The organism is Acinetobacter sp. AL9 (genome assembly GCF_041464035.1).
GTDB lineage: Bacteria > Pseudomonadota > Gammaproteobacteria > Pseudomonadales > Moraxellaceae > Acinetobacter > Acinetobacter towneri.
On the sequence record NZ_JAYFSK010000010.1, the window covers coordinates 1 to 17,641 of the forward strand.

The 17,641-nt window shown below is 41.1% G+C and carries 21 protein-coding genes; 13 read left to right on the plus strand and 8 right to left on the minus strand.

The features are described from left to right. Positions 1 to 466 (plus strand): IS30 family transposase (locus tag ACEO2X_RS03710; RefSeq protein WP_371971093.1); only part of this gene is annotated, 466 nt, incomplete at its 5' end. After that, on the plus strand, positions 463 to 2,451 hold the full coding sequence (locus tag ACEO2X_RS03715; RefSeq protein WP_371971094.1) for an EAL domain-containing protein: 1,989 nt from the start codon (positions 463 to 465) through the stop codon (positions 2,449 to 2,451). The genes ACEO2X_RS03710 and ACEO2X_RS03715, both read left to right, overlap by 4 nt. A gap of 239 nt (positions 2,452 to 2,690) precedes the next feature. Here ACEO2X_RS03715 and tehB read toward each other — a convergent pair whose 3' ends face one another. Continuing rightward, positions 2,691 to 3,557, minus strand: a complete 867-nt coding sequence (gene tehB / locus ACEO2X_RS03720; protein WP_167845945.1) for an SAM-dependent methyltransferase TehB — start codon at positions 3,555 to 3,557, stop codon at positions 2,691 to 2,693. Positions 3,558 to 3,834: 277 nt separating this feature from the next. Here tehB and ACEO2X_RS03725 point away from each other — a divergent pair, with 277 nt between their 5' ends. From ACEO2X_RS03725 to ACEO2X_RS03750, 6 genes are all read left to right on the plus strand, one after another. Then, on the plus strand, positions 3,835 to 4,461 hold the full coding sequence (locus ACEO2X_RS03725; protein WP_371971113.1) for a 2'-5' RNA ligase family protein: 627 nt from the start codon (positions 3,835 to 3,837) through the stop codon (positions 4,459 to 4,461). Next, positions 4,458 to 4,979, plus strand: a complete 522-nt coding sequence (gene cobU / locus ACEO2X_RS03730; protein WP_242770408.1) for a bifunctional adenosylcobinamide kinase/adenosylcobinamide-phosphate guanylyltransferase — start codon at positions 4,458 to 4,460, stop codon at positions 4,977 to 4,979. Before ACEO2X_RS03725 ends, cobU begins: the two co-directional genes overlap by 4 nt. Beyond that, positions 4,976 to 6,043 (plus strand): nicotinate-nucleotide--dimethylbenzimidazole phosphoribosyltransferase, encoded by a 1,068-nt coding sequence (cobT, locus tag ACEO2X_RS03735; RefSeq protein WP_286417496.1) that lies wholly within the window; start codon positions 4,976 to 4,978, stop codon positions 6,041 to 6,043. The genes cobU and cobT overlap by 4 nt, the downstream gene beginning before the upstream one ends. Beyond that, positions 6,031 to 6,639: a histidine phosphatase family protein gene (locus ACEO2X_RS03740; protein WP_286417494.1), complete on the plus strand. Its 609-nt coding sequence runs from the start codon at positions 6,031 to 6,033 to the stop codon at positions 6,637 to 6,639. Before cobT ends, ACEO2X_RS03740 begins: the two co-directional genes overlap by 13 nt. Continuing rightward, entirely contained in the window at positions 6,636 to 7,379 is a 744-nt protein-coding gene (locus tag ACEO2X_RS03745; protein WP_371971095.1) for an adenosylcobinamide-GDP ribazoletransferase, read from the plus strand. Before ACEO2X_RS03740 ends, ACEO2X_RS03745 begins: the two co-directional genes overlap by 4 nt. 665 nt (positions 7,380 to 8,044) lie before the next feature. Further along, on the plus strand, positions 8,045 to 8,254 hold the full coding sequence (locus tag ACEO2X_RS03750) for a hypothetical protein (RefSeq protein ID WP_004976903.1): 210 nt from the start codon (positions 8,045 to 8,047) through the stop codon (positions 8,252 to 8,254). An 85-nt stretch (positions 8,255 to 8,339) separates the two neighbouring features. Here the strand turns inward: ACEO2X_RS03750 and bioB are convergent, their stop codons facing one another. Next, complete coding sequence (bioB, locus tag ACEO2X_RS03755; RefSeq protein WP_104851863.1) at positions 8,340 to 9,332, minus strand: biotin synthase BioB; 993 nt, start codon at positions 9,330 to 9,332, stop codon at positions 8,340 to 8,342. Positions 9,333 to 9,620: 288 nt separating this feature from the next. Then, a complete protein-coding gene (queG, locus tag ACEO2X_RS03760; protein ID WP_371971096.1) occupies positions 9,621 to 10,721 on the minus strand; it encodes a tRNA epoxyqueuosine(34) reductase QueG in 1,101 nt (366 codons plus the stop codon). A gap of 22 nt (positions 10,722 to 10,743) precedes the next feature. Here queG and ACEO2X_RS03765 point away from each other — a divergent pair, with 22 nt between their 5' ends. Further along, positions 10,744 to 12,264 (plus strand): NAD(P)H-hydrate dehydratase, encoded by a 1,521-nt coding sequence (locus ACEO2X_RS03765; RefSeq protein ID WP_371971097.1) that lies wholly within the window; start codon positions 10,744 to 10,746, stop codon positions 12,262 to 12,264. Positions 12,265 to 12,288: 24 nt separating this feature from the next. Here ACEO2X_RS03765 and ruvC read toward each other — a convergent pair whose 3' ends face one another. Then, complete coding sequence (gene ruvC, locus ACEO2X_RS03770) at positions 12,289 to 12,834, minus strand: crossover junction endodeoxyribonuclease RuvC (RefSeq protein WP_004976895.1); 546 nt, start codon at positions 12,832 to 12,834, stop codon at positions 12,289 to 12,291. A gap of 200 nt (positions 12,835 to 13,034) precedes the next feature. Here ruvC and ACEO2X_RS03775 point away from each other — a divergent pair, with 200 nt between their 5' ends. From ACEO2X_RS03775 to ACEO2X_RS03785, 3 genes are all read left to right on the plus strand, one after another. Beyond that, complete coding sequence (locus tag ACEO2X_RS03775; RefSeq protein WP_096901198.1) at positions 13,035 to 13,418, plus strand: YkvA family protein; 384 nt, start codon at positions 13,035 to 13,037, stop codon at positions 13,416 to 13,418. 168 nt (positions 13,419 to 13,586) lie between these two features. Next, on the plus strand, positions 13,587 to 14,162 hold the full coding sequence (locus tag ACEO2X_RS03780; RefSeq protein WP_004976892.1) for an FxsA family protein: 576 nt from the start codon (positions 13,587 to 13,589) through the stop codon (positions 14,160 to 14,162). 159 nt (positions 14,163 to 14,321) lie between these two features. Then, entirely contained in the window at positions 14,322 to 14,957 is a 636-nt protein-coding gene (locus ACEO2X_RS03785; RefSeq protein ID WP_004976890.1) for a LysE family transporter, read from the plus strand. A gap of 20 nt (positions 14,958 to 14,977) precedes the next feature. Here the strand turns inward: ACEO2X_RS03785 and ACEO2X_RS03790 are convergent, their stop codons facing one another. Continuing rightward, positions 14,978 to 15,187, minus strand: coding sequence for a hypothetical protein (locus tag ACEO2X_RS03790; RefSeq protein ID WP_154320816.1), 210 nt, complete (start codon positions 15,185 to 15,187; stop codon positions 14,978 to 14,980). 315 nt (positions 15,188 to 15,502) lie between these two features. Here ACEO2X_RS03790 and ACEO2X_RS03795 point away from each other — a divergent pair, with 315 nt between their 5' ends. Further along, positions 15,503 to 15,733, plus strand: a complete 231-nt coding sequence (locus ACEO2X_RS03795) for a hypothetical protein (RefSeq protein WP_371971114.1) — start codon at positions 15,503 to 15,505, stop codon at positions 15,731 to 15,733. Between the two features lie 143 nt (positions 15,734 to 15,876). Here the strand turns inward: ACEO2X_RS03795 and ACEO2X_RS03800 are convergent, their stop codons facing one another. The 3 genes from ACEO2X_RS03800 to metK all read right to left on the minus strand — a co-directional run bounded on the left by ACEO2X_RS03800 (position 15,877) and on the right by metK (position 17,523). Beyond that, positions 15,877 to 15,966, minus strand: coding sequence for a hypothetical protein (locus ACEO2X_RS03800; protein WP_371971098.1), 90 nt, complete (start codon positions 15,964 to 15,966; stop codon positions 15,877 to 15,879). After that, positions 15,938 to 16,198: a YdhR family protein gene (locus ACEO2X_RS03805; RefSeq protein ID WP_371971099.1), complete on the minus strand. Its 261-nt coding sequence runs from the start codon at positions 16,196 to 16,198 to the stop codon at positions 15,938 to 15,940. The genes ACEO2X_RS03800 and ACEO2X_RS03805 overlap by 29 nt, the downstream gene beginning before the upstream one ends. 158 nt (positions 16,199 to 16,356) lie before the next feature. After that, complete coding sequence (gene metK, locus ACEO2X_RS03810) at positions 16,357 to 17,523, minus strand: methionine adenosyltransferase (protein WP_004976883.1); 1,167 nt, start codon at positions 17,521 to 17,523, stop codon at positions 16,357 to 16,359. Positions 17,524 to 17,641: the final 118 nt, after the last annotated feature.

Here is a 17,641-nt window from a genome sequence, read left to right on the forward strand (position 1 = left end):
ACGTTTAGGAGATTTCGAAGGTGACACGGTGATTGGTAAACATCATAAAGGTGCTTTATTGACTCTCGTTGATCGAAAGAGCCTGTATGTACATATTGTTCATTTAGGGTCAACGAGAGAATCCTCTAAAACGATTACTTGTGCATTAGATCGTTTACAAATGAGCCATGCTTATAGTGTGACATTTGATAATGGCAAAGAATTTTCCGAACACAAAAGAATTATTGATGCTGGCATAGAGACGTATTTTGCTGATCCTTACAAGTCTATTCAGAGAGCTAGAAATGAAAATACGAATGGTTTAATCCGGCAATATCTGCCAAAATCATCATCGTTTGATGACGTGTCAAACGAACAAATAGAGCAGATAGAATTTGCACTCAACCATCGTCCTAGAAAAACCCTAGGTTGGTATACACCGAGTGAAGTTATGGCTGGTTTTTATACTGTTGCACTTGCCGCTTGAATCCGCCCAATGATAAATGGGCCGCATTACTGGGTTACACACTTTCTGAGTTATTACCTGGAAACAGATACACGTGGGAAAGGCTAACGCATCCTGATGACCTGGCTTATTGTGCAACTATTCTTGAAAAGCACATATCAGGCCTAATACCCATATATGAAGCCAATCTTCGTATGAAACACAAAAATGGTGAATGGAAATGGATAAACACCAGAGGGCGCATTTCTTCAAGGACATATGATGGCAAAGCTCTATGGTTATTGGGTACACACTTTGATATCAATGACCAAATAATTGCAGAAAAAGCGCTTAGTGATAAGTCAAGGCAGATGGAAGCTGTTGTTGAAGGGTTGCTTGATGGCATTATTATTATTGATGGTCGTGGTAAAATTCTGACATTTAACCAAGCCGCACAGGAAATCTTCGGCTATACGGAAGATGAAACGCTTGGCAAAAATATTAGCATGTTGATGGGGTCACCTCATCGAGAGCATCACGATAGCTACTTATCAAACTATATAGAACGTGGTGTCAGTGACATTACTGGGCGTATTCGTGAGCTTGAGGCCTTGCGCAAAGATGGTTCTATGTTTCCAATCGAGCTTGGTGTAGTTGAAGTTCAAATGGCTGGTGAAGTTAATTTTATCGGTGTTGTCAGGGATATCACTGAGCGTAAACAACGTGAAAATGAAATTCACCAGTTAGCATTTTATGACCCATTAACATTGCTACCTAATCGACGTCTGTTGTTGGACAGATTGACGGGAGCTATAAATCATAGCGTTCGTACAAGGAACTTCTCAGCATTATTTTTTCTTGATTTAGATAACTTTAAAAACCTTAATGATAGTGCTGGTCATAATAAAGGTGATTTGCTGTTGTGTCAGGTCGCTGAGCGTCTTGTCAACTCAGTGAGACAAGGTGATACCGTAGCGCGTTTAGGCGGCGATGAGTTTGTTATTATTGCATCAGATTTAAGTCATGAACCAACATTAGCAGCGAACCAGGCTGAGAGACTTGCACAAAAAATCGTGAGTAATTTAACAAGGGAATATAATCTTGACGGTCTAACTTACAATAGTTCGGCAAGCATTGGTGTAACACTTTTTAACAGTGAAAATCTGTCAAAAGAAGATTTGTTAAAGCAAGCTGATATGGCTATGTACAAGGCTAAATATGCTGGCCGAAATGGTGTGCAGTTTTTTGACCCGCAAATGCAAGTTGCAGTAAGCTCAAGAGCAGCAATTATTAGCGACTTATACTCTGCAATACAAAGCCAGCAATTTGTACTTTTCTATCAAAAACAGGTCAATCACCTGAAGCAGTGTATTGGTGTTGAGGTATTGTTACGCTGGATACACCCAGAAAAAGGCATGGTGTCGCCACTGCAATTTATCCCATTAGCGGAGGAAACAGGTCTTATTGTACCCATTGGCGAGTGGGTGCTAGAGGAAGCTTGCGCCACTCTGGCAAAATGGTCTTTAGAATCCGAAAAACAACACCTAAGCATTGCGGTTAACATAAGCGTAGTTCAATTTAGCAAAGATAATTTTGTTCAGACTGTTTTAAATGCATTGAAAACCTCAGGTGCAAATCCACAGTTGCTAAAGCTGGAAATTACGGAAACGTTGCTCGCAAATAACATTCCTGATGTTAAAGCTAAGATGAAAGAGTTGCAGCAGCACGGCGTGACTTTTTCAATCGATGATTTTGGTACAGGCTATTCATCCTTATCCTACTTAAAACAATTGCCTATAAATCAGTTGAAAATTGACCAAGGGTTTGTTCGAGATATTATCAATAGCAGTAATGATAGGGCCATCGCTCAGGCAGTTATAACATTAGCCGACTCAATGGAACTGCAAGTCATAGCTGAGGGTGTTGAAACAGAAGCCCAGCGCGCGTTATTGCAGAGTATGGGGTGTCACACCTATCAAGGCTATTTATACGGAAAACCGTGTCGGATAGAAGAGCTGCATTTTTAAAAGATAATTAGTAAGGTACATTAAGCGAGTTTTAATTTAGTAGTTTATGGGCAATAAAATCCGAAAAGGTAATGTCCGCTATATCAAACAAAGCATACTTTTGAATGAGCACTATGATACGAAGAGAAATTTCCGCAATTCGCTCAAAGCGGTCCAATCGAGCCTGTAAATTGAGACTGTTAAAAACCTTTCACTACACTAACGTTATAAAGTACTTGCTTTTCAGCTTCTTATCACTATTACTTTTTCCTTGCTAACAAGGTCGCAAAACGCTGCTTAATTCGATGACCTGCAGCATCTGTACGGTGTAACTCACCTAGATTTTCATTGTATTTCACAATATCCCAATCAGCATAATACGCACTTAATTCACCCGCTTTAAAGCTAAAAGGGAAGTCTTGTTGTACAGGGTAGTCCTCAGTATCCATTGCACAAACAATTAAGTTATAACCCTGTGAAAGAGTGGCTTTTTGCATATTTTGAATGAGTTTTGGAGTAGTTTCAGGTGCCAAGAACATCATCACCACAGTACAATTAATAAAGTGATATTGCCCTGAAATAGATGAATCCTGATTCAAGTCACGCACCGCAGTTTGAATGGTAGTGATCTGCTCTGTTTCAATAATTTCATTCAATTTTTGAATACTGGTCGGGTTACCATCCCAAGCATCGACCTGAAAACCATGCTGACTCAAATACAGCGCATTGCGGCCTGTACCACAACCAACATCTAAAGCTTTGCCAACGGGTAACTGCGGCAGTGCGGCTATAATTTCAGAATGGGTTGGGCTTAATTTGTATTTTTTGACAAAATAATCTTGAGCTAAACAATAAAAACTGAGCTGACATTCAATGTCTTCACTGGCAGATACGATTTTATGCCAAGCTTGCGGCTCAATAAAAGGCGGTTGGTTTTGCACAGAAAAAACATGCTCAGATTGCACTTCGCCTGATTCATGCAGCATTGAAAAATGAATTTCACCTTTTAAAATGGTAAGTTTTGCCCAAGTGCCTACTTGCGTGTTGTGTTGTTTCTTAAAACCTTGCGGAATTGAATCATGATTCCAAATTGGAAGTTGCTTATAACATATCAATTCTTGTTGCATCATAAACTCCAGTGTTGTTCATCATGATTTAGACCGTTGCGTAGATTTTTTATTACGTAGATCAGTCTACTTGATCTTAATTTCAGCATAACATTTCATGTCATTTTCAACCATCTATTCGCTGAGAATTTGCAAGCTTGAAAAATGTGTATTTAAGGTGAAATAAGTAGTACTCGGAAATGATCCTGAAAAATATTCAGCTGAAGCTGCATTATTTTCATGTTCATTGCGCTATGAATGTTTTACCATGAGTCGCCTTAATTTATTGAATTATCCAGTGTTTATTCAAGCCAATCAGTTTGTTATTCCCACACAGCAGCATGATTATCCTGAATGGCATCGTGGGCGTGAGCATTATGCGTTGTGGTACTTAAGCATTGAGCATCCTGCTTTAGTTCAATATTTAGAACGATTAAAACAGCAATTTTCTGATTTATTATTGACTCCTAATACCCGCCAGTTTCATATCACTTTATACATTTGTGGTTTTTCCGCAGAAAAAAAGCACTGGGATGATGACTTTGTTGAACATCAATTTCAGCGACAATTGCAGGCGCTGCAACATTTGCAATTGCAACCTTTTCAATTGCAGATTGGCGGGATCAATAGCTTTAACAGTGCATTGTTTGTCGATGTGCAAGATCATGCTCAGCAATTATGCCGTATTCGACAGGCTTTAAGCACAGCAGGAGCGGAAATTGCCGCTTTACAGTATCATCCGCATATTACTTTGGGGCTGTATCAAGCTGAACATTCAACTAATCATATTTTAGAGCGTATTCAAAATACTGCAGTGCAACATTTCGATTTGAATATTCGGCATTTAAATTTTGGATATTATCAGGCGAAAACATTACAAGGACCGCTGTTTAGCAGCTATCAATTTCCTTTGGGAGCATCATGATTCAACTTATTTTGGGCGGTGCACGTTCTGGGAAAAGTCGCCTAGCTGAAAAAAGTGCACAGCAATTTGGCAAAACGGTTATTTATGTGGCAACCGCACAAGCGGGCGATGCCGAAATGCAGGCACGGATTCAGCATCATCAGCAACAGCGCCCGCAGTCATGGCAATTGTGTGAAGAACCTTTATATTTGGCGCAACAGTTAAAAATGCTGGATCATTCAGATCATGTCATTTTGGTAGATTGTCTAACTTTGTGGATGAGTAATTTGTTGATGCAAACGGCAGAAAACTTTGCTGAACAACAAATTGCAGCATTACTTGAAGTTTTACCTCATTTGCAGGCCGATATTATTTTGGTGAGCAATGAAACAGGTTTAGGTGTTGTGCCACTAGGGGAAATCACTCGCAAATTTGTAGATGAATCAGGGCGGCTACATCAACAGTTAGGGCAAATTGCAAACAAAGTCCAGTTTTGTGTTGCTGGTTTTCCAATGCTTTTAAAAGGAGAGAATTCATGACTTGGTGGTTAGCTGAATGTCAAACACCCAATGTGCAGATGAAACAGCAGGCAATCCAAAGACAGCTTCAACTGACAAAACCTACAGGGTCGTTAGCTGAACTTGAAAATGTCGCAATTCAACTGGCATCTTTACAAGGCACAGCGCAACCGAATATTGAACGTCCGTGGATTTGCATTTTTGCAGGTGATCATGGCGTCATGGAAGAAAATATTTCGGCCTATCCGCAAGCGGTGACACGACAAATGCTGCAAAATTTTGCGACGGGTGGCGCATGTATCAGCGTCATTGCTAAACAGTATCAGGCACAACTACAAGTGATTGACTGTGGTTCAGTGGGCGATGCGTATGACTATGCGGGCGTAGAGCGACATTGTATTCGTGCTGGTACAGCAAATTTTGCTAAAACGTTTGCCATGACCGAGCAAGAGTGTATGCAGGCTATGGCTTTAGGGCGTAAAAGTGTTGAAGATGCTGTTGCGCAACAGGCCTCAATCTATGTTGCAGGTGAAATGGGGATTGGGAATACTTGCTCTGCATCGGCCTTATCTTGCTTTTTATTGCAAGCACCTGCAGAAGCACTCACAGGTGTGGGAACAGGTATTGACACTGCACAATTACAACATAAAAAGAAGGTGATTGATGCAGCTTTGGCGCTACATCAAGACTATGTAAAACAAGATGCCTTTAAAGCCCTTTGTGCTGTTGGTGGTTTAGAAGTTGCGGCTATGGTGGGCGCATATATCCGCTGTGCACAGCTAGGTATGCCTATAGTGGTGGATGGTTTTATCAGTAGTGCTGCGGCATTGGTTGCTGTCCGTCTAAACCCGCAGGTGCGTGAATGGATGTTGTTTGGACATCAGTCGGCAGAATATGGCCACCGCCGTTTATTGGAAGAGTTAAATGCGCAGGCATTATTAAATCTAAATTTACGTTTGGGTGAGGGCAGTGGTGCAGGTGCTGCTTTGGGCATCATCCAGCTGGCCTGTGCCTTGCATAATCAAATGGCAACTTTTGCAGAAGCAGCAGTCATTGGCGAGAAAGTAACTTCATGCTCAGGCTAGATGTATTAAGGCATGGAGAAACAGCATTGAGCCATACTTTGCGTGGCTCAACCGATGATGCTTTAACGTCCAAAGGCTGGAAAACAATGCAGCAAACCGTGAATACTGCGCTGGATCATGGTCTGCAATGGGATATGATTCTGAGTTCTCCTTTGCAGCGTTGTTTGAATTTTGCTCAGGATTTTTCTGGCGAACAGCAATTGCCACTTTATATTGATGCCCAGTTTCAGGAAATGCATTTTGGTACTTGGGAAGCGGCTTCAACCCAGACTTTATATGCAGAATATCCTGAAGATTTAGCAAAATTTTGGACGACCCCTACGCAATTTGCCCCGCCACAGGCAGAAGCCTTGTTCGATTTTCAACAACGGGTTGTACAAGGTTTGAAGGACTTTATTCAGTATTTACAAGTCAAAAACACGAATCAGCCAAAACGAATTTTACTGGTCACACACGGTGGGGTCATTAAGCTGTTAAAGGTGATGGCGCAGCAACAACCCTTAGATGATATTTTGAAAATGTCGGCAGATTTAGGGCAACTGAGTTCATTTCAATTGCATTTGGATGGAAGCGTGACGATGCAGGAGCAACAATGACAGCGTTTTGGATTGCCTTGCAATTTCTCACCACTTTGCCTGTGTCCTTAAAACAACTGCCGAGTCCACAACAAAATGCGCAGTCGTTGTTGTTTTATCCTGTGGTGGGTTTGCTAATCGGAGCTGTGCTTTGGGGTGTTGCCAGTTTGCTGCAATTTCTGCCTTTGGTGCTTAGTAGCAGCCTGATTTTAGTTCTCTGGATTTGGCTCACTGGTGGTTTGCATTTAGATGGACTGGCTGATACTGCCGATGCATGGGTCGGCGGTTTTGGTGATCCTGAACGTAGCTTAAACATCATGAAAGACCCAAGCAGCGGCCCGATTGGAGTATTGAGCTTACTGATCTGCTGTTTATTAAAATGGTCTGCGTTGTATGTATTGCTCGAACAACAGTATTTGGCATTTTTGCTGTTTGTACCCGTATTGGGACGATTAAGCGCTTTGGTTTTATTTTTAAGCACGCCTTATTTACGTGCCAATGGTTTAGGCACTGCTATTCAGGCACATTTGCCTAAAACAGGCACAAAAATTGTGATCGCATTGACCTTGCTTGCAGGAGTGCTTTGGGGATGGGTGGGTTTGGTGACCGTTCTGACTTTTATCCTTAGCACCTTGTATTTGCGATATAAATTTATGCAGCGTTTAGGTGGAATTACGGGCGATACCGTTGGTGCGAGTATTGAAATAACAGAAAGCATGATGTTATTGGCTATTGCGATTCTTTGGTTTTTAATAAATTAGCTTTTGAGCAGTTTTTCTTGTTTCAAGTGCGCTGAAAATTGAAATAATATAAGCGAATGAATTTACAGCTATTTATGCACTCAATTTCAGCAAGTATGCAGATGAATTTGTCATTTGTCGGAAAGTTCCTAAATTAGATTTGCTATTTTTTTTAAATATGATAATAGTAGTTTATGTCAATCAGCCTTGATGGCATTTGTATCTCAGGATGAGATCACAAACGTGATGTATAAAAATCAAAAGGAATGTCATTTATGATCAAACTGTTAAAGCAAATTTTCTGTATCCATATTTATGAATATGACGCAATGGAAGAAATCGGGGCGCATTTAGAGTGTCGTAAGTGTGGGGATTCTAAGACACAATAATGTTAAGTATTGAATCTGTATTAAAACCAAGTGAGTCTTTATGACTCACTTTTTTATTTTAGGCTAATAGCCTGAATATTTTGCTTAGTCTTGCCTGCATGTATAGATTAGACTGCACTTATCCATCTTCAAAACTACATATATCATTCCCACCTCTTTTGGTGGGGAGACTTCTCATGCTGTACGAAGTTTGATTTATACAAGTGCACAATTAAATTTTCTATCCTCCGCACACTTTATCCCACAAGGTATTCCGCTTAAAATCCAGTACCTAGAAATATTGAACTGACCGTATTTATGGCTAAAAACTTTCAAGAAAAAACGTATATTGTAGATGACAATCTAGCAGATACTTTGACGTGGTTGCTGCATCATCAGGACTGTTATGATCGGTTTTATTATGATGCGATTCAGCAACAACTGACGGTAGAACATGCCAACGGGGTAGATATTATTAAAACAGGGCAGTATTTAAATGCCAGTTACGGAATTTTAATCACCTCTTAAAAGCATTGCCGCATAAACTTATTTTGCTGCATAAAAAACAAAGTCCCTTTGCGGGACTTTGTACATTTGGATGGATGCTAAAACTTTAAGCCATTGCCATCGCATCTACCGACAATTCAGAAACCGTTGGTTTAGCACGTTCAGGCACTAAGCCTAACTTTTGGAACAATTGTTTGTCTTTGCCTTCGCCTGCGTTTGGTGTAGTTAAAAGTTTTTCACCTGAGAATAACGAGTTCGCACCTGCCATAAATGCCAATGCCTGATCTGAATCAGACAACGATTCACGCCCTGCAGACAAACGAATATAGCTGTTTGGCATGATAATACGTGCAACTGCAATAGTACGAATCCATTCAATCACATCTAGCTTTTCGACTTCAGCCAGTGGTGTACCTTCAATCGGAACTAACATATTGATTGGCACAGATTCAGGGTGTAACGGTAAAGTCGCCAATTCATGTAACAAACCAATACGGTCTTGGGTATCTTCACCTAAACCGACAATACCGCCACTACACACTTTCATACCTGTTTGACGCACAATATCTAAAGTATTTAAGCGGTCATCAAAGCTGCGAGTACTAATCACATTGGGATAATACTCACGCGATGTGTCTAGGTTGTGGTTGTAATAATCCAAACCTGCATCTTTTAAGCGTTCTGCTTGAGATTGATTCAACATCCCTAAAGTCATGCAAGTTTCTAAGCCCAATGCTTTGACTTCACGTACCATTTCTAGAACATACGGCATATCGCGTTCATGCGGATTACGCCATGCAGCACCCATACAAAAGCGTGAAGAACCTGATGCTAAGGCTTCTTTAGCTTCTTGAATGACTTTATCCACTGCAATACGTTTTTCAGCTTCAAGCTGTGAATCATAATGCGCAGACTGCGAGCAATATTTGCAATCTTCAGGGCATTTGCCTGTTTTAATAGACAATAAGGTACTGACTTGTACGGTATTGGCAGCAAAATGTTGGCGATGCACACGTTGTGCTTCAAAGACTAAATCCAGAAAAGGCTGTTCATATAACTGCTGAATTTCTTCCCGAGTCCAATCATTGCGTACTGACATAAGTAAAAGTCCATCATCCCTATTATTCATAGTCTGTATCATACACAAATAGTTGGAATCAGAAAGGCATAATCTCCCAATTTCATGGCTAATATTCGACAGTATGGAAACAAAAATATGCAGTCGATTTGGTTGCAAACTTAAGCAATTTTAATACTATTTCGCTGCAAAATTTATTTTTAAGCATTTTTATTTTGCAATGAATTGGTCACTAAAATTCAGTTAACTGCATAAATTGGCAAGTAACCTGCAGCCAAAATATCGTACCATTTGGGTGGTAGTTTTTGTTTAAATTTTAGGCTGTTTAAGCAATTGTTCCTGAATGGCCCAATCAATATGGATTTGCACAATCTCATCATGCTGTGCTCGCGTTTGCTGCAAAGTTTGCAAAATCTGTGCTGAAAATGGGGCATTTCCAAGCCCGATTGCAATATTACGCATAAAACTTTGATAGCCTGTACGACGCAATGGACTACCTTCAGTTTTGGCTAAAAACGTGCTTTCATCCCATTGCCATAAATCTAGCAAGCTGACTTGATCTAAGGCATGTCGAGGGTGAAAATCCTCCACCGTAGTGACTTGTGCAAAGCTATTCCACGGACAAATCAGTTGGCAATCATCACAACCAAACACCCGATTACCAATACCACGACGTAATTCTTCAGGAATCACACCTTGATATTCAATGGTTAAATAAGCGATACATTTACGCGCATCCAACATATAAGGTTCAACAATGGCCTGTGTTGGGCAAATGTCGATGCAGGCTGTGCAAGAACCGCAATGCGGAGTTGCAGGCGGATCAAAAGGTAAATCTAGTGAAGTAAACAGCTCACCCAATACAAAAAAAGACCCAGATTTTTTATGAATTAGTAATGTGTGTTTGCCTGTCCAACCCATGCCTGCACTTTCTGCAAGCGACTTTTCAAAAATTGGGGCTGAGTCGGCAAAGGGGCGTGATTCAAACTCGCCCACTTTTTCACGAATACGTGTCGCAAGGGTTTTTAGGCGTCCGCGCATGACTTTGTGATAATCGCGTCCACGTGCATAACGGGCTATAATTGCAGAGTTAGGTGCATCGGGAATATGTCGTGGACGTGGTGTTTCCACCAAATAATTCATGCGCACACAAATAATGCTTTTGGTATTCGGGACTAATAGTGTGGGATTGGCGCGCTTGTCTAAATTTTCTTCCAGAAACTTCATATCGCCATGATAGCCACGTTTTAAATATTCCTGAAAACGGGCTAATTCTGCTTGAGCATCTGGTTTGGCAATGACACAATCAGCAAAACCAAGTGCCAAAGCTTGAGCTTTAATCCACTTTTTCAGGGCAGTTGGATCGTCCTGATAGAGTGAAATATGTGCTGAAGTGGTGGATGTTGCCATAACAAAACAGAAGGGAAGAAAAATGCCGCAGCAAGTGTACCATAGCCCTGTTTATCATAGTCAAAGTATTCAAGCGTGGGAGCAACGCTGGTTTGCCAGTCAAAACAGTTCCTATGGTTTAATGCAGCAAGTGGCATGGACACTACATTTACAACTTCGCAAAATTTTTGCCGCACAGCCATCTACAATACAAAAAATTGCTGTGTGTTGTGGACAAGGCAATAACGCAGGCGATGGCTATTTAACTGCAAAATATTTAAAACAAGCAGGTTTTCAAGTCGATATTTATGCCGCAACACGCGGTTCATCGGCAGATTTACATCAGGCTTTTTTAGAAGCTCAGACAGAACAAGTCAATATAATTCAAGGTTTTGCATTTCAACAAAGTTATGACTGCTATATTGATGCATTATTTGGTATTGGTTTAGATCGTCCTTTAAATGATGAGTGGCAGTCGCTTATTCACGCAATGAATCAACAAGCGGGTTTAAAAATTGCGGTTGATATTCCAAGCGGTTTAAATGCCAACACGGGGCAGCCATTGCCATGTGCAATTAAAGCCGATTACACCTTTACAGCTTTGGGTTTGAAAGCAGGGTTATTTACAGGGCAGGCACAGGAATATACTGGACTGGTCGATGTGCTGGATTTGATTCCAGCCGATGCAGAACTCAAAGCGTTGGCCCAACTCACACCACATTTGATTCAATTACCCGCACGGCAGGCTTTTGGACACAAAGGCAGTTATGGGCATGTGTTGATTGTGGGCGGACATGCGCAAATGGGTGGTGCGGTGATGATGGCTGCAGAAGCCGCATCAAGCGCAGGTGCAGGGAAAGTGACTGTGGTCTGTCATGCCAAACATCATGTGGCGATATTAAGCCGTGCGCCGAATTTAATGTTGCGGGATATAGACGCACTGACAGGCGCAGAAATTCAGCACTTAATTTCACAGGTCGATGCCGTGAGTTTAGGGATGGGACTAGGACGAGATGCTTGGGCAGAACAGCATTATGCAGACTGGTTTGCCGCACTAAATCAGTCCGAGGTAGAAGTAGTTTACGATGCCGATGCCTTGTGGTTTTTGGCGAAACAAGCGCATTCATCGCATCATCCAGCCCAACTAAAACCGAACAGTTATGCCACACCACATTCAGGTGAGGCTGCGACCTTGCTCAATACTACGGTTGCAGCCATTGAAGCAGACCGTATTGCCGCGATTCAGCAATTGCAGCAACGCTATGCAGGCGATTGGGTGTTAAAAGGTTCAGGTAGTTTGACTTTGCAAGCTGCATCTACAGAACCGCAAGCTACCTCTTTGTGGATTTGTACCGCAGGCAATCCTGGTATGGGTACAGGTGGTATGGGCGATGTGTTGGCAGGCATGATTGCCAGTTTAAAAGCCCAGTTTCATCATAAAATTCAATTGCATGAAATTGTCATGTTACATGCCTTGGCGGGGGATGTATTGGCACAGCAGGGCATGCGCGGTTTACAGGCACAGCACATGAGCCAAGCGATTTATCAGGTTGTGAATCGGTAAAATATAAGCGATGGCGATGCTGATTTAGCGACGTCTGGAGCTTGAACGACTACGTCCGCGTGCCATACCACCCAAGGCATTGAGCACAGCCAATTTGGTCATACTGCCCGATGCATGAGCATGGCAAATTGCAGCAGCCAAAGCATCGGCAGCATCTTGTTGTGGTTTGATGGATAGATTTAATAATTTCATGACCATCATTTGTACTTGTTCTTTATCGGCAGCGCCATAACCCACGACAGATTGTTTAATTTGACGAGCGGTATATTCCGCCACTTGTAAATCTAAATTTACCAAAGCGGCAATCGCTGCCCCGCGAGCCTGTCCCAATTTTAAGGCAGAGTCTGGGTTTTGCGCCATAAACACTTGTTCAACTGCTGCTTCAGTCGGGCCGTGAAATTTCACAATCCGTTCAATCCCTGCAAAAATCCGTTTTAAGCGTTCGGGCATTTCACTGGTTTCGGTGCGAATGGTTCCTGCATCTACAAAACGTAATTTAGCGCCATCACGTTCAATAATGCCGTAGCCCGTTAGACGAGAACCAGGGTCGATTCCAATAATAAGTGACATGCCAAGCCTTAAAAAATTACATCAAGTTGAATTATAGGAGTTTAAATCTCTTTTGTGTGGAGTAATTTCAAAACATTCGGTCAGTAAGCTGCCGTTTAAACAATTAGCATGTATCCTTTGCCATATTTTCAATTTTGGACTTCATTTTATTTTAAGTTTTGAGGCGTATATTTTATATACGGTAGCAAATGAGAGCGGCAATGAAGTGGATTAATAGGCTAAAACAGTGGGCGAAGCAAATTAAACGAGATGTTTATGCGGTGTGGTTTGCAGCACGTGATCCTGAAACACCGTTTATGGCAAAGCTTTTGGCATTGTTGGTCGCTGCTTATGCTATTTCTCCCATTGATTTAATTCCAGACTTTATACCTGTTTTGGGTTATTTGGATGATTTGATTTTAGTGCCATTGGGCATCATGTTGGTATTGCGTTTAGTACCTGCAGAGGTAATGCAGCGCTGTCGTTTACAAGCCGATGCGATCAGTCAAAAACCGAGCAGTTATATTGCAGCATCAGTTTTTATTGCGTTGTGGTTATTATTGGCTTATGCCGCATATTTTTATCTTTATCGTTTAAATATATAGACGTATTAAGTTTGTTATTGGGTGATGATGAAAATATTAATGACAGACTTAACCTTTAAAAATACAATAATGCCCATATTGAAACAACAGCGAATCAAAAAAGCTTGATCCCGATGAAGCACTTGGTTACTGCATTTTATTTATTTTGTTGAGATTAGATTAATTTTCATGAAATTATTTCTTATTGTTCTAATTGGCTTAGTTCTTGAAGTCTTCGTCTGGATTGGTGTGGGCGACCTAGTGGGGAGCATGTGGTACGTGTTCTTTTGGTTTGTCGCTGCTTTCTTCATTGGTTTGAACCTGATTCGTAAATATTCTGCAGGCGTGATGCCACAAATGCAGCAAATGCAAATGGGGCAGATGAGTGCCGATCCTGCGCTGAGTAATAATTTACCTAAAATTTTTGCGGGTTTTTTATTGATGATTCCAGGATTAATTAGCGATGTTTTGGCATTGCTGGTGATGATTCCTGCCGTACAAAATGCCTTTAAAGCGGCAATGATGAAAGCCATGATGAAACGTCAGCAAGCCATGATGGATCAAATGATGGGTGGCATGATGGGCGATATGAATGGCATGGGCGGAGCAGGTCAAAACCCGTTTGCAGATTTAATGCGCCAAATGCAAGACATGCAAAATCAGCAGGGTGGTGGTCGTGATTCCAGTATTATTGATGGTGAAGCACGTGAAATTACCCCCGATGCGAAAAAAATTGAAATGAAAGATGTCAATCCACCTAAATAATATAGGTGATGCTTGATATCAAACCGAATCGTGCTGATTCGGTTTTTTTTATGTGTGTTTTTGGGTAAATATTCAAATATTGAGAGGCCTATTTTAAAGCCTTATTTATTCTCTTGCTGCACAAGGTATAATCGGACTTTCAATTCTCCTAATGTATTTATGTCTTTGTTATTCACCATTTGTTCGCTGCATTTTGTGGCACAGCTTAGCCCAGGCCCAGATGTTTTATTAATTGCCAAAAGTGCAGCCAGCAATACCCGTCGTAATACCTTGCAGATTATTGCGGGCATTTCATCGGGGATTGTGGTGTGGGTAGTGCTGACCCTATTGGGTTTTACGGTTTTGGTGCAGCAGTTTCCTTGGATTCAGCAAGTCTTAATGCTGATTGGCGGTTTATTTCTTGCCAAAATGGGATGGGGTATGTTGTCGGGTGGTTGGCATAGTTGGCAGCAGCGTAAACAGTTTGATGATACTCAAGTGCAAATTCCAGCCGCAAAAAACTACTTTTTATTGGGGCTATTCACCAATTTATCTAATCCGAAAACCTTAATTTATTTTAGCAGCGTATTTGCTTTGGCGCTGAGTTCATCGGCAAGTGCATCTTTAAAAGCCCAATTGGCAGTGATTATTCCAATCCAAACTTTTGTGACATTTACATTATTTATGTTGCTACTTTCGACACCAAAAATGAAAAAGTTATATCAGCGTTCAGGCAGTTATATTGATATGGTCTCGGGCGGATTATTTTTATTATTTGCTGTGTGGTTGTGGTTAGATGCACTGCGTATGTTTTAAAACATAGGTTTTGATGCCAATTAGTTAGATGATTTGATGTTGTCCAAAGCCAAGTTTGACGATTTTTCATTCAGTATTTCGGTTGCAGTCGTGTTTTCAGTTTTATCTAAATGATTGGGCTGATAAGTACGGTTTGATTGCAAAGTTGCTTCGGTATTTTCCGAACCTTGGTATTTACGACTACGGTTGGCACGTTCTCGCAAGCCACCTTTTTTAATGAGTTGCACCACTTTAACTTTACTCCGTGTAATAAAAAAATATGTGCTGAAAGCCAAGCTTGAGTCTAAACTTCAAGTAATCGAGCATGCAGAATTTTAGCATGGCATACCTATTTTAGATGGATAAAGTGACTGTTTATTCAAAAATACGATTTGCGCGAATAGCAGAACTTTGACATTCTAATTCACAAGCGATTGTGTCAGTTAAATCATCCAAAGGATGCAGGCTACAAAGTGTCACAGTTGTTTAAACAAAATTACACTGCATCAGGGTAGATGGTGTAACAATAAAAACAAGAATTACAGTGAAGTAGGAGAATACCTATGCTGTATCATCAGTATCGTTGCGCATGTTGCAATCGGGTGGTGGAATCATCAGAAAAAGAATGTGGTACTTGTGGTTCACACAATATTCGTAGTCCTTATAGTTTCTGGTTATTCTGTATTTTGGCATGCTTGGCAGCAGCCGTTGTGTTTAAAGTCGTGCATGTATATTTGCAAGATCATCAAGAAGTACCTGTGCAACAATCGGTGCTTGAGGTGATTCGTACCCAATAAGTGCTACATCCAAGCTTAATGTTTATTTCGTCTATACAAGATTTCAAAAAATCCTGAGTCATTAAATGGCTCAGGATTTTATTCAACTGTTTTTTCAATATTGAAGAGACTCACCATTTTATTCTTCAATATGGATGAGCAATTTAAAAAGATGAGCGACTTAAAAAATCAGCTTGGTTGATTGCAGACAGTGCAGCATTCACCTCAAAAATCTTGCCACGAATATTCTTCACGCCAAAACTTTCTAAACGTGCAGTGTGCATTTTTAAAATAGCGTTCAGCATTGGCCGCATGATCAAACAGATAGATTCCACCTGCTTCCTGTGTTTGACCGTTCTCAGTCCAAATTTTCCAAAGCATGCCAGTTTCTAGGTTAATGCTTTCTGCAAGTTCACGGTACGCTTGGCTCATGCTTTCGCCAAATGGGCCTTCAGAAGGGAAATCGACTTGAAGAATAACCGCCATAATAAACTCCTACATCATTATCTTAGATGAGTATTTAAAAAATCTCAGGAATGATTCACTATAACATATTCGTATTTTGTATATTGTGGTTTGACAGCTAAATTTTAGGCATAAAAAAGCCCACCGAAGTGAGCTTGATAAAACTGAAAAGTTTTACATTACAGACCTGCAGAAGCTTTTAACGCCTCAACTTTGTCGGTTTTTTCCCATGTAAATGCAGTGTCAGAACCTTGACGACCAAAGTGACCATAGGCTGCAGTTTGCTTATACATCGGTTGTAACAGGTTCAACATGTTGGTAATGCCGTATGGACGTAAATCGAAGTGTTCACGTACTAAAGCAATAATCAACTCATCTGCCACTTTTGCAGTGTTGAAGGTGTTGATTGAAATTGATGTTGGCTCTGCAACACCAATAGCATAAGACACCTGAATTTCACATTTGTCTGCCAAGCCAGCTGCCACAATATTTTTGGCAACATAACGGCCTGCATAAGCAGCAGAACGGTCAACTTTAGATGGGTCTTTACCAGAGAATGCACCACCACCATGACGCGCCATGCCGCCGTAAGTATCGACAATGATTTTACGACCTGTTAAGCCGCAGTCACCTACAGGACCGCCAATCACAAACATACCTGTTGGGTTGATGTGGAATTTGGTGTCTGCATGGAACATTTCTGCAGGAATCACTTTTTTCACAATTTCTTCAATTACCGCTTCTTTAAGCTGAATTTGAGAAATTTCAGGATCATGCTGAGTAGATAACACCACCGCGTCCAAACGTACAGGCACACCATTTTCATAAGCAAAAGTCACCTGACTTTTTGCATCTGGGCGTAACCACGGCAAAGCACCACTGCGACGTAATTCAGCTTGCTTTTCCATTAAGCGGTGTGCGTAAGAAATTGGGGCAGGCATTAATACATCAGTTTCACGGCTGGCGTAACCAAACATCAAACCTTGGTCACCTGCGCCTTGATCTTCAGGCTTTTGACGGTCTACACCTTGTGCAATTTCAGGTGATTGTTTACCAATCATGTTAATGACCGCACAGGTTGAACCATCAAAACCTAAGTCAGAATGATGGTAACCAATGCCATTTACGGTTTGACGAACAACGGCTTCAAAATCGACATTTGCAGTTGTTGTGATTTCACCTGCCAGTACAACCGCACCCGTTTTTACAAGCGTTTCACAAGCAACCCGCGCATAAGGGTCTTCTTTTAAGATTGCATCCAAAATGGCATCACTGATTTGGTCAGCCATTTTATCTGGATGGCCTTCGCTTACAGATTCCGAGGTAAATACAGCGTACTCGCGCATAAGTCCTATCACAGTTAAATTCAAAAGACGCAATATGTTACATCGAGTTAGACTTTAGGACTAGCGCATTACGACTAAATTGGCTGAATTTATTTCAATTCAATGACTTTTTATCGCA

What these genes read in the sequence shown, in the direction of transcription:
- tehB (WP_167845945.1), bottom strand. Translation starts at nt 3,557, where the DNA reads ATGCAACAAGAATTGATATGTTATAAGCAACTTCCAATTTGGAATCAT.
- cobU (WP_242770408.1), top strand. Translation starts at nt 4,458, where the DNA reads ATGATTCAACTTATTTTGGGCGGTGCACGTTCTGGGAAAAGTCGCCTA.
- cobT (WP_286417496.1), top strand. Translation starts at nt 4,976, where the DNA reads ATGACTTGGTGGTTAGCTGAATGTCAAACACCCAATGTGCAGATGAAA.
- ACEO2X_RS03740 (WP_286417494.1), top strand. Translation starts at nt 6,031, where the DNA reads ATGCTCAGGCTAGATGTATTAAGGCATGGAGAAACAGCATTGAGCCAT.
- ACEO2X_RS03745 (WP_371971095.1), top strand. Translation starts at nt 6,636, where the DNA reads ATGACAGCGTTTTGGATTGCCTTGCAATTTCTCACCACTTTGCCTGTG.
- ACEO2X_RS03750 (WP_004976903.1), top strand. Translation starts at nt 8,045, where the DNA reads ATGGCTAAAAACTTTCAAGAAAAAACGTATATTGTAGATGACAATCTA.
- bioB (WP_104851863.1), bottom strand. Translation starts at nt 9,332, where the DNA reads ATGTCAGTACGCAATGATTGGACTCGGGAAGAAATTCAGCAGTTATAT.
- queG (WP_371971096.1), bottom strand. Translation starts at nt 10,721, where the DNA reads ATGGCAACATCCACCACTTCAGCACATATTTCACTCTATCAGGACGAT.
- ACEO2X_RS03765 (WP_371971097.1), top strand. Translation starts at nt 10,744, where the DNA reads ATGCCGCAGCAAGTGTACCATAGCCCTGTTTATCATAGTCAAAGTATT.
- ruvC (WP_004976895.1), bottom strand. Translation starts at nt 12,834, where the DNA reads ATGTCACTTATTATTGGAATCGACCCTGGTTCTCGTCTAACGGGCTAC.
- ACEO2X_RS03775 (WP_096901198.1), top strand. Translation starts at nt 13,035, where the DNA reads ATGAAGTGGATTAATAGGCTAAAACAGTGGGCGAAGCAAATTAAACGA.
- ACEO2X_RS03780 (WP_004976892.1), top strand. Translation starts at nt 13,587, where the DNA reads ATGAAATTATTTCTTATTGTTCTAATTGGCTTAGTTCTTGAAGTCTTC.
- ACEO2X_RS03785 (WP_004976890.1), top strand. Translation starts at nt 14,322, where the DNA reads ATGTCTTTGTTATTCACCATTTGTTCGCTGCATTTTGTGGCACAGCTT.
- ACEO2X_RS03805 (WP_371971099.1), bottom strand. Translation starts at nt 16,198, where the DNA reads ATGGCGGTTATTCTTCAAGTCGATTTCCCTTCTGAAGGCCCATTTGGC.
- metK (WP_004976883.1), bottom strand. Translation starts at nt 17,523, where the DNA reads ATGCGCGAGTACGCTGTATTTACCTCGGAATCTGTAAGCGAAGGCCAT.